This window comes from Pseudomonas sp. NFACC42-2 (assembly GCF_900116055.1).
GTDB lineage: Bacteria > Pseudomonadota > Gammaproteobacteria > Pseudomonadales > Pseudomonadaceae > Aquipseudomonas > Aquipseudomonas marginalis.
In genome coordinates this window covers 17,570-33,100 of the sequence record NZ_FOZO01000025.1, presented here as the reverse complement: position 1 = coordinate 33,100, position 15,531 = coordinate 17,570, and the positions used below count along the sequence as shown (strand labels likewise).

General features: G+C 63.4%; 13 protein-coding genes. 3 read left to right on the top strand and 10 right to left on the bottom strand.

Going from position 1 to position 15,531, the window contains the following annotated elements:
- The first annotated feature begins 42 nt into the window (after positions 1-42).
- Complete coding sequence (locus tag BM416_RS27180; RefSeq protein WP_092490064.1) at positions 43-2,148, top strand: mechanosensitive ion channel family protein; 2,106 nt, start codon at positions 43-45, stop codon at positions 2,146-2,148.
- A 107-nt stretch (positions 2,149-2,255) separates the two neighbouring features.
- On the opposite strand, the gene BM416_RS27175 is transcribed toward BM416_RS27180, so the two are convergent.
- Positions 2,256-6,515, bottom strand: coding sequence for a DEAD/DEAH box helicase (locus tag BM416_RS27175; RefSeq protein WP_092490063.1), 4,260 nt, complete (start codon positions 6,513-6,515; stop codon positions 2,256-2,258).
- 166 nt (positions 6,516-6,681) lie between these two features.
- On the opposite strand from BM416_RS27175, the gene BM416_RS27170 reads away from it, so the two are divergent.
- The gene (locus BM416_RS27170; protein WP_092490062.1) at positions 6,682-7,566 is read left to right on the top strand and encodes a sugar nucleotide-binding protein; all 885 of its coding nucleotides are present in this window, start codon (positions 6,682-6,684) and stop codon (positions 7,564-7,566) included.
- Between the two features lie 158 nt (positions 7,567-7,724).
- Here BM416_RS27170 and BM416_RS27165 read toward each other — a convergent pair whose 3' ends face one another.
- The 5 genes from BM416_RS27165 to BM416_RS27145 form a co-directional block, all read right to left on the bottom strand.
- Positions 7,725-8,423, bottom strand: coding sequence for an OmpW/AlkL family protein (locus tag BM416_RS27165; RefSeq protein WP_027605181.1), 699 nt, complete (start codon positions 8,421-8,423; stop codon positions 7,725-7,727).
- Positions 8,424-8,517: 94 nt separating this feature from the next.
- On the bottom strand, positions 8,518-9,039 hold the full coding sequence (locus BM416_RS27160; protein WP_065925132.1) for a DUF3299 domain-containing protein: 522 nt from the start codon (positions 9,037-9,039) through the stop codon (positions 8,518-8,520).
- Between the two features lie 11 nt (positions 9,040-9,050).
- Entirely contained in the window at positions 9,051-10,316 is a 1,266-nt protein-coding gene (locus BM416_RS27155; protein ID WP_027605183.1) for an ABC transporter permease, read from the bottom strand.
- A gap of 1 nt (position 10,317) precedes the next feature.
- Positions 10,318-11,028: an ABC transporter ATP-binding protein gene (locus tag BM416_RS27150; protein ID WP_092490061.1), complete on the bottom strand. Its 711-nt coding sequence runs from the start codon at positions 11,026-11,028 to the stop codon at positions 10,318-10,320.
- 6 nt (positions 11,029-11,034) lie between these two features.
- Positions 11,035-11,634, bottom strand: a complete 600-nt coding sequence (locus BM416_RS27145; protein WP_092490060.1) for a DUF2796 domain-containing protein — start codon at positions 11,632-11,634, stop codon at positions 11,035-11,037.
- Between the two features lie 132 nt (positions 11,635-11,766).
- On the opposite strand from BM416_RS27145, the gene BM416_RS27140 reads away from it, so the two are divergent.
- Complete coding sequence (locus tag BM416_RS27140) at positions 11,767-12,114, top strand: hypothetical protein (RefSeq protein WP_092490059.1); 348 nt, start codon at positions 11,767-11,769, stop codon at positions 12,112-12,114.
- On the opposite strand, the gene trxA is transcribed toward BM416_RS27140, so the two are convergent.
- From trxA to BM416_RS27120, 4 genes are all read right to left on the bottom strand, one after another.
- Positions 12,111-12,983 (bottom strand): thioredoxin, encoded by an 873-nt coding sequence (gene trxA, locus BM416_RS27135; RefSeq protein ID WP_092358200.1) that lies wholly within the window; start codon positions 12,981-12,983, stop codon positions 12,111-12,113. The genes BM416_RS27140 and trxA overlap by 4 nt on opposite strands.
- A 51-nt stretch (positions 12,984-13,034) precedes the next feature.
- Positions 13,035-14,057 carry an Abi family protein gene (locus BM416_RS27130; protein WP_092490058.1) on the bottom strand — a complete coding sequence of 341 codons (1,023 nt, stop codon included), beginning with the start codon at positions 14,055-14,057 and terminating at the stop codon, positions 13,035-13,037.
- Between the two features lie 263 nt (positions 14,058-14,320).
- The gene (locus tag BM416_RS27125) at positions 14,321-14,974 is read right to left on the bottom strand and encodes a class I SAM-dependent methyltransferase (RefSeq protein WP_092490057.1); all 654 of its coding nucleotides are present in this window, start codon (positions 14,972-14,974) and stop codon (positions 14,321-14,323) included.
- Positions 14,971-15,426, bottom strand: a complete 456-nt coding sequence (locus tag BM416_RS27120; protein WP_092490056.1) for a YbaY family lipoprotein — start codon at positions 15,424-15,426, stop codon at positions 14,971-14,973. Before BM416_RS27120 ends, BM416_RS27125 begins: the two co-directional genes overlap by 4 nt.
- Positions 15,427-15,531: the final 105 nt, after the last annotated feature.

Here is a 15,531-nt window from a genome sequence, read left to right as displayed (position 1 = left end):
TTCGTCAGTTCCTTACAGACCCTTCTGAAGGAGCCCGGTGTTTTGCTGAATCTAAAGACTGCATTACTGCTCGGCGCGCTGCTGTTCTGCGGCAGCGGCGCACTGTACGCCGCGGCCACCGCGCCGGAGCCCGAGGCGCCGGCCAAACCGGAGTTGCTGGTGGAGGGCGGATTGCTCGGTGCCATCAGTTCCAGCATCGATGATGTGCAGAACAAGCTCGACCTCAATCAGAACCTTGTTGATGCCTGGCGTTTACGCGCGGATCGCGCGGCGGATGAAGTCGGCCGGTTGGTTGACCAGACGTCGGAGCGTTCGCCGTGGAGCGTGGCCGGCGACTTCCTGCTGCTGTCCAGTGTGTGGATTGGCGCCTTCGCGCTCTTGACGTTGCTGGGGCGCTTTATCGTGCGGCGCTTGAACCGGCGCCCGTTCGTCGAGCGCCGCGGGCGCCTGCAAGGCGTACTGGGTTATGTGGTGCCCTACACGATCCCGGCGCTGATCTGCCTGCCGCTGACGCTCTACGTCAGTCACTTCCTGCCCACGTCCATAGGTCGCGCCCTGGCGCTGTGCTTTGCCTATGCGACCAGCAGCGGCATCTTCTCCACGTCGATGCTGCTGTGCGTGATTGTGATGTTCAACGTCGGCCATAAGCGGCCGGCGGTGCAGATCATTCGCAACTACTGCCCCAAGCCGCTGTTCCTGATCGGCTTCCTCGCCGCCCTCAGCGACGCCCTGACCAGTCCGCAGATCGCCCGCCAGCTCGGGGGCAATATCACCAGCAGTATCGCGGTGTTTACCGGCCTGTTCGCGGCAGTGATCTTTGGCGTACTGGTGGTGCGCCTGCGCCGTCCGGTGGCCCACCTGATCCGCAACCGCCCGCTGGCCCAGCGCCTGAAACACCCGGCGTTGCAGCAGTCGCTGCGGGTATTTTCCGGCCTTTGGTACTGGCCGATCCTGTTGATGGTGCTGGTCTCGGCGATCAACCTGATCGGCGCCGGAGACGACAACCAGAAAGCCCTGCGCTGCGCGCTGTTCACCACGATTCTGTTGATCGGCACGGTATTCCTGAGCACGGTGCTGCAACACCTGTTCAAGTCCCGCAGCCAAGTGGCGATCCAACGCAGCAGTGCCTATAAGGAGCGTTTCCTCAGCCTGTTGCACGCGATCCTGCGTATCGTCATGGCCATCGCCTTTATCGAAATCCTCGGGCGCATCTGGGGCGTGTCGCTGTTCGAATTTGCCCAGCGCAACTCGGTGGGCCGTGCGATCAGCGATTCCCTCAGCAGTATCGGCCTGATCCTGCTGATGACCTGGTTGTTCTGGGTGGTGCTCGACACGGCGATCCAGGAAGCGCTGAAACCGCCGGTGAACAAACGCTCCAATCGCCAGCCCAGCACAAGGGTGAAGACCATCCTGCCGCTGCTGCGCAATGCGGTGAAAATCATCCTGGTGGTGATTTGCGCAATCACCACCATGGCCAACCTGGGCATCAACGTCGCGCCGTTGCTGGCGGGGGCCGGTGTGGTCGGCCTGGCGATTGGTTTCGGCTCCCAGCAATTGGTGCAGGACGTGATCACCGGCCTGTTCATCATCATCGAAGACACCTTGTCCATCGGCGACTGGGTGGTGCTCGATTCCGGCCACGCTGGCACTGTCGAAGGCCTGACCATCCGCACCCTGCGCCTGCGCGATGGCAAGGGGTTCGTGCATTCGGTGCCGTTCGGGCAGATCAAGGCGGTCACCAACCAGTCGCGGCAATTTGCCTATGCGTTCTTCTCGGTGCAGTTCACCTACGACACCGATGTGGACAAGGCCGTGGAGCTGATCCGCGAGGCCGGGCAGTCGATCCGCGACGATGTGTTCCTCAAGTACAACCTGCAAGGGCCGCTGGAGGTGTTTGGCGTCGACAAGATGGACCTCAATGGCGTGGTGCTCACGGCGCAGTTCCGTACCGTGTCCGGCGGGCAATATGCGGTGAGCCGTGCGTTCAACCAGCGTTTGAAAAAGCTTGTGGATAACTGCGATGAGGTGCACTTCGCACAGACTTATCCACAGCAGGTTTTGTTGCCAAAGCGTACATCCCAGGTGGATGAGCCGGATGAAGAGGTGCCGGCGTCGGTGGTGTTGACGGAGCAGCCGCGTACTCAATAATCCTCCACCCCGTAGCAGCTGCCGAGCGCCAGCGAGGCTGCGTCAGGCGCGCTGCCGATTCAGAATCGAGTCGCGGCCGACGCAGCCTCGCCGGGGCTCGACAGCTGCTACGGATTTGCGCGGTGCTGGATCAGCTTGTCCCGTATTGACTGCTGATCCACATCCAGCAATATCTGTTGCTTGCCCCCCACCCTCACCGCCGCCGGCAACCCATCCCGATACACAATTCGATTCCCACTCACCGCCGGCACCTTGCTGCCCGGCAACAGTGTGCCCACCAGGTTCAGCGGGTCAGCCCCGCACACCGCAATCAAACTCCCGTCATGGGGCCTGCGCCGCACTTCGCGCAGCAACGGGATCGCTTCGGGCAAGGCAAACTGCTCACCCGCCAGCCCGCTGACAAACCGCCCGCCGCGAATCTCACCCCGGGCCTCCAGCCGATGGAATGTGCGTAGCAGTTCGCGCCAACTGGGCAACCAATCCGCCTCGCGCTCCAGCAAGCGCCAGAACACCACGCCATAACGGCGCAGCAAAGTCATCGCCACATGTTCCAGGGTTTCGGCCGAGTGCGGGCCGGCGGCGGTCGATGGGCGGCGAATCAGCGCCCAGCGCCCGGCATCGTCCATGCCGCCGATAAACGCCCCACGCCCGCGCCGACTGCTGCGCGCCTGGCGCTTGCTGGCCGGGGTGGTCAGTGCGCGCAACCCGGCAAAACTGTCGGCATTCACCAGGCCGGCGCCGACCAGTTCCTGCAAGGCGGTTTCCAGTTCGCTGCGCAGCAGATGGGCTTCGTGCACCAGCTCATCGAAAAACAGCGCGCCGTGTTCGCGCAAGGCCAGGTGGACTTTCTGCGCCTTGGGCGACAGCGTCGTGCTGTCGGTGGGTTCGGTGAGCCCGCTCCACAATGCCACCTGGCTGCGCGGCAACAGCACCACCGGCGTGCTGCGCAGGGCGATGGCGCCGGACTTGTTGCTCAAGCGCGTCCACACCAGCTTGCCGCTGCGGCACAGCTCGTCGAGCCAGGTCGATGAGTAATCCTTGATCCGTGCACTGAGCAGGTCACTGTCCCAGGCCGACGTGGCGGCGGCATAACCTTCGAACTGGCCGACAATCTGCGGCAGCATCGCGCTGCCCTGGCCGCGCGTGCTGTCGGACAGGTGCTGCCAATCGAACAGGAAGCGCATGAAATCCTGCAGTGCCACCGGCTCGATTTCCCGGCGCAGGCGCTTGACCGTGTAGCGATGAATGCGGGCGAGCAGATGCCGTTCGCACCATTGTTCCTCAAGTGCTCCGGGGCTGAAGCGACCGCGCAGCACGTAGCCTTCCTGCTCCAGGCGGGCCAGCGCCTGGGTGACGTCGGCCAGCGGCAAGACCAGTGGCGCGGCGATCTCGATAATGCTCTGCGGGCCGAAGCCACCCAGGCGCGCACGCAGCACCTCCACCAGCGCGTCGTCAAAGGTCCAGGGCTCATCGAAGCCGGGGAGCAACGGCAAGTTGTTAGGGTAGATCGCCTGCAAACACCCCAGGCGTTCCACCGCCACCCACAGGCCATTGGGTAATTGAAAGGCGCGCCCGGCCTTGGCCAAGGCGTTCAGCCACTCGGCCCATGGCGCCGTGACTTCGTGGCTGGCGATGCACGCCAGGCTCATCAGCGCCTCATGCATTTCATCCACGCCATGGGGCGCCGGCCAGGCCTCTTCGCGCACGCCGGCGATGGCGTCCGCATCCAGTGCGCCGAGGTCGTCGGTGCTCTGTGGGTCGCTCCAACGGCGGTTGAGCACGGCCTGGGTGCGGCGCTCTTCCAACGGTGCATCGTCGAGAAAGGTGTAGGGGCGCGCGCTGAGGATCTCGGCGGCCATGGGCGAGGGCGCCGGCAGGTCGCGGCTGATCAAGCGCACTTCGCCGCGCTCCATGCGCCGCAGCAGGGCAAGCCAGGCGTCGCTGTCCATGGCTTCGTGCAGGCAGTCGTCGAGGGTTTGTTCCACCAGCGGGTGCTCGGGTACTTCGCGTTCGCCGGCGAGGTTTTCCAGGCAGGCGATCTGGTCGGGGAACACACTGGCGATCAGGTCTTCGCTCTTCATGCGCTGCAGCTGCGGCGCCACTTTGCGTCCGCCGGTAAAGCGCGGCAGCGCCAGGGCCACGCCGGCGTTCCAACGCCAGCGCACGCCGAACAGCGGCGCATCCAGCACCGCCTGGATCAGCAGGTGTTCGGCACTGTGGCTGTTGAGGTAACGCCACACCTCATCCAGCTCGAAACTATGGCTGGTGGACAGCGACAGTACGATCGCATTTTCGCTGGCTGCCGCCTGCAATTCGAAATTGAAGGTGCGGCAAAAGCGCTTGCGCAAGGCCAGGCCCCAGGCCCGATTGACGCGGCTGCCGAACGGCGTGTGGATGATCAGTTGGGTACCGCCGGACTCGTCGAAAAACCGCTCCATGATCAACGTGTCCTGGGACGGCAAAGCGCCGAGGGCCAGGCGCGCGCGGGCCAGGTAGTCGAGGATCTGTTCGGCGCTGGCGCGGTTCAGGCCAAGGGTGCCGGTGAGCCAGTCTTGCGCCGGTTGCAGGTCGCCGGGGCTGGCGCTGAGCAGGCTGTCGAGTTGCCCCTGCAAACGTGCGACCGCGGCGGATAACTCATTGCTGCGCCCCGGCGCTTCGCCGAGCCAGAACGGGATGGTCGGCGGCTGGCCGTGGGCGTCTTCGACCCGCACTTTGCCGGCCTCGACCCGCAGGATGCGGTAGGAGGTATTGCCGAGCTGGAAGATGTCCCCGGCGATGCTTTCCACCGCGAAGTCTTCGTTGACGCTGCCGATGTTCAGGCTCTGGGGTTCGAGCAACACGCTGTAGTCGGCGTTGTCGGGGATGGTGCCGCCGCTGGTCACGGCGGTCAGCCTGGCGCCACGGCGACCGCGCAGGGTGCGGGTCAGGGCATCGCGGTGCAGGTACGCGCTGCGGATACCCTGGCGCCCGTTGTAGCCGTCGGCGAGCATCTGCAGCAGCGCCTGGTAGTGGCGTTCATCCAGGGCGGCGTAGGGCGCGGCGCGGTGGATCAGGTCGAGCAGGGCCTGCTCCGGCCACTCCTGGGCACTGACCTCGGCGATGATCTGCTGGGCCAGCACGTCCAGGGGCGCCACCGGGATCTGCAAGGTGTCCAGTTCTCCCCGCCGCACACAATCGAGCAGGGCGGCGCATTCGATCAGATCGTCGCGGGTGGTGGCGAACAGGCGCCCCTTGGGCGTGCCGCCGACCTGATGCCCGGAGCGGCCCACCCGCTGCAGAAAACCGTTGATGGAGCCCGGCGAACCGATCTGGCACACCAGGTCGACATCGCCGATATCAATCCCCAGCTCCAGGGACGCGGTGGCGATCAGCACTTGCAGCTCGCCGGCCTTGAGCCGTTGCTCGGCGTCCAGGCGCATCTCCTTGGCCAGGCTGCCGTGGTGGGCGGCCACGGCGCTCTTGCCCAGGCGCTCGCTCAGGTGCCGAGCCAGGCGTTCGGCCAGGCGCCGGGTGTTGACGAAGATCAGCGTGGTGCGATGCTCACGGGCAAGGGCGGCGAGACGGTCGTAGACCAGCTCCCAGACATCGTTGGCCATCACCGCCGACAGCGGCACCGGCGGCACTTCGATATCCAGGTCACGGCGGCGGGCATGGCCGATGTCGACGATCTCGCACGCTCGCTCAGTGCCCACCAGAAAGCGCGACACCGCCTCGATGGGCTTTTGCGTGGCCGACAGACCGATGCGGGTCAGCGGCTCGGCGCACAAGCCTTGCAGGCGTTCCAGGCTCAGGGCCAGGTGGCTGCCTCGCTTGCTGGCGGCGATGGCGTGTATTTCATCGACGATCACCGTGCGCGCGCTGGCCAGCATGTGCCGGCCGGAGTCCGAGCCCAGCAGCACGTAGAGCGATTCTGGTGTGGTCACCAGGATATGCGGTGGGCGCTTGCGCATCTGTGCGCGGTCTTTCTGCGGGGTGTCGCCGGTGCGCACGGCGGTGCGGATCACCAGCGGCGGCAGGCCCAGGCGCTGCAAATGCTCGGTAATCCCGGCCAGCGGGGTTTGCAGGTTGATCTGGATGTCATTGGACAGCGCCTTGAGCGGCGACACATACACCACCAGCGTCTCGTCCGGCAGTTGCCCGCCGTTGGCCAGGCCCTGGTGCACCAGGTCATCGAGCACCGCGAGGAAGGCCGTCAGCGTCTTGCCGGAGCCGGTGGGCGCCGCGATCAGCGTCGAGCGGCGCTGGCGGATCAGCGGCCACGCCTGGGCCTGGGCGCTGGTCACCGAGGGGAAGGTGTGGCGGAACCAGGTGCTGACGGCGGGGTGGAAGCCGTTCAAGACCGTGTCGGTTGATTCAGGAAGGTTCATGCCTAAGTTATGCAGCCCACTCCAACAAGTTGCAACCCCGCACTTTATCCGTGACGGTTGCGCTACAAACCCGCAAAATGCAACGATTCTGGAATAAACCTACGGCATGCCTCACCCGCCTGCCGACCATAACCATCGTTCCAAACAGACCGGGCCTGCTCAATCTATGCGAATGCGCCTTATGTTACTGGGCGGCGGGAATGCCCTCGGGCAGGCGCTGATTCGCCTCGGTGCAGAGGAAGACATTGGTTTCCTCGCACCCAAACCGCCCCAAGACGGCTGGGATGCCGCAAGCCTCACCCAATTGCTCGACGACACCCGTCCCGATGCGTTGATCAACCTCGCCTACTATTTCGACTGGTTCCAGGCCGAAGCCGTCAGCGAAACCCGCCTGGCCGCCCAGGAGTTCGCCATCGAGCGCCTGGCCGAACTGTGCCAGCACCACAACATTACCCTGCTGCAACCGTCCAGCTACCGCGTGTTCGATGGCTCCCGCGCCACCGCCTACAGCGAAAAGGACGAGCCGGTGCCCCTGGGCCTGCGTGGCCAGGCGTTGTGGCGGATCGAGCAGAGCGTGCGCGCGACGTGCCCGCAGCATGTGCTGTTGCGTTTTGGCTGGCTGCTGGATGACAGTGTCGACGGCACCCTCGGGCGCTTCCTGGCGCGGGCCGAGAAACCGGATGAGTTGTTGATGGCGGACGACCGACGCGGTAACCCGACGCCGGTGGACGATGCCGCGCGGGTGATCATCTCGGTGCTCAAGCAACTCGATTGCGCGGCGCCGCTGTGGGGCACTTACCACTACGCCGGGCATGAGGCGACCACGCCGCTGGCGCTGGGCCAGGCGATCCTCACCGAAGCGCGCAGCTACCATGCGCTGGCCGTCGAAGCGCCCACCGCCCAGGCCCACGCGGCCCGGCCAGATGCGGCAGACGAACCGCAGCATGCGGTGCTGGCCTGCAAGAAAATCCTCCACACCTTCGGCATCAAGCCGCGGGCGTGGCGAGCGGGGTTACCGGCGTTGCTGGACCGGTTCTACCGCCATAGCTGACACGACACAAAGCAAAATGTGGGAGGGGGCTTGCTGTAGTGAGCGGGCTTGCCCCGCGCCGGACTGCGCAGCAGTCCCATTGGACCGCGGTGCACCCAGCGGGGGACAAGCCCCCTCACCACAGCAACCCCCCTCCCACATTGGTTATGCAGTGTTGCTTAGAACTTGTAGCCGATACCCACCATGTAAACCATCGGGTCAACGTCCACATTGACCTTGGCGCGGGTGCCAGGCGCCACGGCGTTGTTTTCCACGGTGGCCTTGGTGCTGATGTCGATGTAGCGCGCCTGGGCGTTGATCATCCACTTGTCGTTGATCATGTAGTCCGCGCCGATCTGCGCAGCCCAGCCCCAGGAGTTCTCGGCCTTGAAGTTGCTGAAGCCGGCTTCGGAGGCGCGGCTGCCGACGTGTTCGTCGTAGATCCAGGTGTAGTTGATACCGGCGCCTACGTACGGCTGGAACGGGGATTTGTTGTCCAGCGGGTAGTACACGACGCTCAGGGTCGGTGGCAGGTGTTTCAGCGTACCGAGCTTGCCGTTGGCGGCGCCGAGGGCGGTGCCCTTGATCTTCACGTCATGCTCGAACGGCGTAGCCGCCAGCAGTTCGATACCGACATGGCTGGTGAGCATGTAGGCGAAGTTCAGGCCCAGCTGGGTGTCGCTGCTCATGGTCGCCTTGCCGCCCAGGTTGGCGCCGGCCAGTGGGCCCTGGTCAACTTTGACGGTGCTGCTGTCTGCCTTCGGGTTCACGGTGATTGCACCGGCACGAATCAGAATGTCGCCCGCTTCGTGAGCGTGGACGGCAGGGGCGGCGAGTGCGAGGGCGAAGAGGGACGCGCCGAGCAGAGACTTGTTCATGGGAGCTCCAGAGGACGTTTAGAAGTTGTACGTCCAATGGTAAAGATCGTTCCGTTCGGTCTTTTGACTCAGCTCAATGAAAGGGCGATCAGCGTTATTCCGGCAGTTCGTAGATATAAATTTTCTCGGCATCCATCTGGTAGCCGGCGTCGGCCAGTTCACTGGTGGACGGTTTGACCTGCATCGCCCCCTCGATCCAGTACGGCTGGTAGAGCTCATCGAGCTTCACGCCGAGTTCGCTTTTCACGTGCACGATCTGGTTCGATGGCGGCGGCGGCACATGGATGCACGCGCCGAAGTACGGCACCAGCAGGAACTCGGTGGTGCGGCCTTCTTCGCTGACTTCCAGCGGCACGATATACCCGGGCAGGCGGATGTGCTGGCCATCGAGGCTCTGCACCACCGGCGCATTGGGCAGATCCTGCTTGGCCGCTGGCGCCGCTTCGACGGACAAGGCATCGGCCATGTTCGACAGGTTGTGCAGCGGTTTCATGTTGGGGATTTCCGGCGGCGCGTCCGGCGGAATCATCTCCTGCCAGGACAAATCCCTGGGCTGGTCCTCCGCCCAGGCCGGCACCGCCACCAGCAGCAATAACGCAAACAGAGCGCGACGCATCGAAGCCTTCCTCATAAACGTATGGACAGGCCATCGGCCAGGGATTGTCGGTAGGCGCGCCACGCGGGCACGCTGCCCATGAGCAGGGCTGCAGCCAGGATACCGGCGAGCAGGGTCCATTCATATTCGCTGGGCCACGACATCGGCAGGTCGAGGCCGTAATTGGCCTGCAAATACCCGCGCGATGCGGCGATGCACACATACAGCAAGCCCACGCCTGCGATCACACCGGACAGGGCCAGGGCGAAGGCTTCGAAAATCAGCAAGGTTGCGATATGCCACGGCCGCGCGCCCACCGAGCGCAGGATCGCCATTTCGCGGCGGCGTTCGTTGAGGCTGGTGAGGATCGCCGTGAGCATGCCGATCAAACCGGTCAGCACCACGAACAGCGAGATAACGAACAAGGCTTTTTCGGCGGTGCCCATCATGCTCCACAGCTCTTGCAGCGCCACGCCGGGCAGGATCGCCAGCATCGGCTCGCCACGGAATTCGTTGATCTCCCGCTGCAGGGCGAAGGTGGAAATCTTGTTGTTCAGGCCGAGCATAAAGGCCGTGATGGCTTGCGGGGTGAGGTCCATGTTGCGCGCCTGGTCGGCACTGATGCGACCCTTGCCCTGGGCCGGTACGCCGTTGTGCCAGTCGATATGGATCGCCTCCATGCCGCCGAGGCTGATATGCAGCGTGCGGTCCACCGGCGTGCCGGTGCGCTTGAGAATACCGACCACGGTGAACGGCTTGTCATCGTGTTTTACCAGGCTGACCACCGCCACGCCGTGGGCCAGCACCAGCTTATCGCCGAGCTTGTAGTGCAGGGCATCGGCGACTTCGGCGCCGAGTACTACTTCGAACGGGTCGGTGGCGAAGGCGCGGCCGCTGGCCAGTTCCAGGTTCTGTTTGCGCCCGTACTGGTAGTGCTCGAAGTACGACTCGTTGGTGCCCATGACGCGGTAGCCGCGGTGGGAGTCGCCGAGGGAAATCGGGATCGCCCATTTCACCTGGGGGCTGGCGGCGAAGTGCTCGTAGCTGTCCCACCGAATGTTGTTGGTGGCGTTGCCGATGCGGAACACCGAGTACAGCAGCAGGTTGACCGAACCGGAGCGTGCGCCGACGATCAGGTCGGTGCCGCTGATGGTGCTGGCGAAACTGTTGCGCGCCTCAACGCGCACGCGTTCCACCGCCAGCAGCAGGCACACCGACAAGGCGATGGCGAAGGCGGTGAGGATCGCGGTAAAGCGGCGGTTAGCCAGGCTGGCCATGGCTAGACGAAACAGATACATCTCAAACCTCTGCGGGCGTGGCGGCGCGATTGAGTTCGGCCAGCGACAGGTTGCGATCGAACAGCGGCGCCAGACTCTGGTCATGGCTGACAAACAACAGGCTGGCGCCGGCTTCGCGGCATTCGGCGAACAGCAGTCGAATGAAGGCTTCGCGGGCGTCGTAGTCCAGGGCCGAGGTGGGCTCGTCGGCGATCACCAACTCCGGTTGGCCGATCAACGCACGGGCGGCGGCCACCCGCTGCTGTTGGCCGATGGACAGCGAGTCGGCGCGGCGCTCCAGCAAGTCCTTATCCTTCAGGCCCAGGTGCGCCAGCAATGTGGCGGCGGCTGTGTCGACACTGCCGTGGCGCTGCTTTGCCCGTTGCGCGCGCAGCTTGGAAAAGTGGCAGGGCAACTCGACGTTCTCGCGCACCGACAGGAACGGCAGCAGGTTGAACTGCTGGAAGATATAGCCGGTGTGGTCAACACGAAAGCGGTCCCGCGCGCCGGCCGAGAGTTCGGTCAGCTCCTGGCCGAGCAGGCGGATGCTGCCCTGGCTGGGCTTCTGCACACCGCCGAGCAGGCCGAGCAAGGTGGTTTTGCCACTGCCGCTCGGTCCCTTGAGAAACAGGGTTTCCCCCGCTTCCAGGCGGAACGCGGGGATGTCCAGTAACTGTGGGTGACCGGGCCAGTTAAAGCCCAGGTCAGACAGTTCGATCAATGGGTGGGTCATGGGCACTCAGAACTTCAGGGTGGCTGCTGTGGCGGTCGCTTCAACACCTTGCTGGCCGCTCGGGCCGATCAGTTGTACCTGAATTTTCTGGGTGGCGGGGAAGGTCTTGAACACCTGGGTCAGGTCCAGGTTGCCCAGGGCGTTCGGCGTGGCACAGGTGAATTGGTAGTGGGCGTGGATTTCACTGTGATCGTGATGATGCTCGTGAGCACCGTCTTTGGCGTCGTGGTCATCATCGTCGTCGTGGTCGGCTTCCGGTTTGTCGCCGAACAGCGGGCTGTTGAGTTCCTGGGAGCTGATCACGCAACCGGCGGCCTTGGGCAGGTTGAACAGCGCCAGTGGGTTCTCCAGCTGTTTGCGTGCGGCGGCGACCTTGGCTTTGTCGGCAGCAGTGGTGGCGAGGTGTTCGAAGCCCACCAGGTTCATCGCCGGGCTGTCCAGTTCAAGTTCCAGGGCCTGGCCGTCGAGTACCGCGTTAAGGCGGCCGACGCCGTGTTCGTGGGCGCCGAGGCTGCCGTGTTCGTGATCGTGGTCATGCTCGTCAGCGGCGTGAGCGATGGCGAGTGGCAACAGGGCAAACGGCAAAGCAAGCAACAGACGGCGCATGGGAAAGCTCCAGGAGATGAAAGTTTTGTTATGTGATCTTATAACAATAGTGCCGAGAGTTTGACCGCCCGCTTGGCGTTGCGCAAGCCGCATGGGAGCATGCTCGTCAGAAAAAATGCAGGAGTAAGGACGATGTTGCGAATTCGTGGAACCATCGGCGACCTGCCGGTGGACTTGACCCTGGAGCTGGACGACGGCGATTGGGCGCGACTCGGCGCGCAGTTGCAGGCAACGTCCATGGCAAGTGCACCCGCCGCGCCGGCAGCGCCGGTCAAGCCGAACGATGATCTGTGGCGGAACGCCCAGGACCTGTTGCGCAACGCCGGGCAACTCAGCGGCCTGGAACTGCTTGATCGACTGGAAGGTTTGGCGGGGGATGCTGCGGCGGGCAAGCGCCTGTTGGTGCGCCTGCGCCATAGCGCCAAGGTCAAGGTGGCCAGCGGCGGGGATACGCCGCTGTACAGTTGGATCGGCGATTAGTACAGCGCGGCGAACAACTTGCGGCGGTACACGGTCACCAGCGGGTGATCATTGCCCAGCAGTTCGAACACCTGCAGCAAGGTCTTGTGCGGCAGGCCTTCGCTGTAGCTGCGGTTGCGAATAAACAGCTTGAGCAAGCCTTCCAGCGCCGCGTCGTATTGCTGGCGCGCCAGTTGCTGGATGGCCAGTTGATAGGCGGCTTCGTCGTCCTGCGGGTTTTGCGCCAGGCGGCTTTTCAACTCGGCGGCGTCCGGCAGGTCGGCGGCCTGGCGCAGGAAGGTGATTTGCGCCTTGGCGCCGGCGAGGGCGGCTTTGTGGTCATCGCTCTTCACCGCATCGAGCACGGTTTGGGCTTCACCCAACTCACCGCGTTCGGCCAGGCAGCGGGCGTACAGAATCAACGCGGCGGCGTTGGTGTTGTCTTCACCCAGCAGCGCCACCAGCACGGCCTCGGCGTCGCTGATGCGGCCATCGGCAAACAGCGCCTGGGCCTGCTCCAGCGGGTCAGCCGCCGCCGGTGGTGGCATCTTCACGTGAGGCTCCAGCAGCGCCCGCACCGCCGACTCCGGCTGCGCCCCGGCAAATCCATCCACCGGCTGGCCATCCTTGAACAGCACCACCGTCGGCAGGCTTTGAATGCCAAACCGCGCGACGATGTCCTGCTCCGCCTCGCAATCGACCTTGGCCAGCAGCAGCTCACCCTGATAACTCTGGGCAATCTGCGCCAGCATGGGCATCAACGCCTTGCACGGCGCGCACCACTCGGCCCAGAAATCCACGAGCACGGGTTTTTCGAAGGAGTTCTGGATCACGGCCTGGTCGAAATTGGCGCTGGTGACGTCGAAGATGTACGGCGTGGGTTCACTCATGGGGCGTCTCGAATAAAGCGGGAATGGGGCAACTATAAGGGCTGGCGAAGGCTACCGGAAGCAGCGGGGTGTTCTGTTTCCAAGCGCATGCCAAAAAGGGTCCTGATACCAATCGAGAGGGAAGCCCATCGCTTTCAGGCTAACTTCCGGAAATTCGTAAATCAGGCGATGCAGGCGTTGATCCCAGTGACTGTGGGGGCTCACCTGATGCATCAAGTGATTCAGAATGCAGAGTGCTGCAAAAATGCGGGTGTGTGGCCCTGGCTGAAAGAGCTGTCCCGGCCATAAGAAGTTGGCTTTCCTTGGCAGTTCGGGACGAATGCCTAACTCTCGGTTCCACAGTCGTGAATGATGGGCGCACATGTTTCGAATGGTGGTCAGGGTGTGCAGCCAGGACTGCATGAGGGGGGCCGCAAGTCCCAGGCGCTTGGCAATGGCCTTTTTATCCGCGTCTTTCGCCAAGCCCTTATATAAGTGGGATAAATCACCCAGCGTCAGTTCCTCCAACATGGCCCAGCCTGGCATAAGAGGTGGGTGGACGTAGGTTGCTGGGTAGTAACGGGCGTAGCTTTCTTTAGCTCTTTGGCGTTTAAGGAGGCGTTTTCTCATGTCGTCCGCGCGCAATCGATCGATGCTCTCGCATTCGCGCTGGAAGTGACGCATGGCTGTGGATTGTTTGAGGGACAGCGTCGTAAGCAGCCGCTGATGATCGAACATCTGATGGAACATCTGCGAGTTTATATACCAGTGACTGCCATGGGCGGGCCCCATGTGGTTGCTGATGGCCGAGCGCAATGCTATTTCGACTCTCTCGATGGCGTCCATGGTCAGCAAGCGAAGCTGTCGGTCGAAGTCGTAGAGACGAGTTAACTGTTCAAACTGGCTACCGTCACGAAAACGATGGTTGATATCGTCCGGCTGCTGAAACGGCCGCATATAGGGAGTGAGCCGAAAGAAGCTGACCGATTGCAAAAAAAACGCGGCGCCAACCTTGTCCTGAACATTCAAGCCGCGGTGCTTGAGCAGTTCAAGCTGGGCAGGAACGTCAATGGCGGGTTTGCTGAATGTCCTCATACCCAAAAAATACCGGGCATAAAAAACCCGCACAATTTGTGCTTGGCTACTGACGCAACCAGAGGCGTGGCGGGTGTATTGCCGCAAAGACTAGTGAGCTGCCCGTTTTTTGCAAGGGGGTTGCGTGGTCAGCAATGAGTGAAACTGTTTGGAAAAGCATGCAGGTCGATTGTCCACGCCGCGTGCGAAAAGGAGGGCATTTTCCATGCGCCTCCTTTCGTTGTCTTAACCAATCTATTGCTGAACATTTTTAACGTGCAGGTTTAACGCCGCGAATGGTACAGGCTCACCTTGCGAAACTCCCAAGGCTCGGCCAGGTCCGGCAACGTCAGTGCATCGAGTATCTCCAGCCGCCGATAAGCCGGGTGCTGGAAGTCCCGCACGCGCGAGTCCGCCACCAGCGCTTCGCGGCCTCGGCTGAGGAAGTGGTCGAGCAACGGCAGGTTGGCGCGGTCGTAGAGCACGTCGGCGACCAGGATCAGGTCGAAGCGGTCGGCTTCGGCGAAAAAGTCCGCCGAGTAACTCAGTTCCACACCGTTGAGTTCGGCATTCGCCCGGCAGGACGCTAACGCCAGCGGGTCCAGGTCGCAGGCCACCACTTCCAGCGCGCCGGCTTTGACCGCGGCAATCCCGGCCACACCGGAGCCTGCGCCGAAATCCAGCACACGCTTACCTTTCACCCATTGCGGGTTCGCCGCCAGATACCGCGCCAGCGCCAAGCCGCTGGCCCAGCAAAAACTCCAGTAGGGCGGTTCATGCAGGATGCGTCGGGTTTCCTCGGGGCTGAAGGCGCGGTCCATGTTGTCCGCATCCAGCAGCCACAATGAAAGCGCGGTACCCGGCAGCGGGCAGGGCACCAGTTGGGCGTCGCCGATCAGCGCGCTCAGGGCGCGCTGCAAGTCCAGCGGCGGCGTCATGGTGCCTTGACGAGTTCCAGGGGGCCGGTGGTCTGGGTGATCGCCTGGGTGATGCGCACGGCAGGCAGGTGCAGGATCAACTGGCCGGACTGGCTGGCACGGCCACGCAATTCAACCCGCGCACCCGCCGGGAACGCCTCGGGGTTGTAGCGCAGGCGGAAGGCCAGGGGCTTGCCGTTGCCGGTCAAGACGCTGCTCGCCAACAGTTGTTGCGGGCGCGAACGGTCATCGATCACCAGCAGCGCCATCTCGACTTCGGCGCCGGCCGGCACGTTGGTGAGGCTGCCGCTGATTTCGCGTTGATAGACGGGCAGGGGACCGAGGTCTTCAATGCCGGGGACTTTTTTCTCTTGTGCGGGCGTCGGTTGAGGGGCGGCCGGCTTGGGGGCTTCGCTGCTGCAGGCGACCAGGACACTGAACACGGTGAGCAAAACAAATGGTCGTAACTGCATGTACGGCTCCAGAAAAGGACAAAATCCGTGGCTTGAAATATAAGAAACATATAGGCCTGCCTATATACCGTAAAGGCTATGGCTTGTCTTGCCACAGGGATGCGC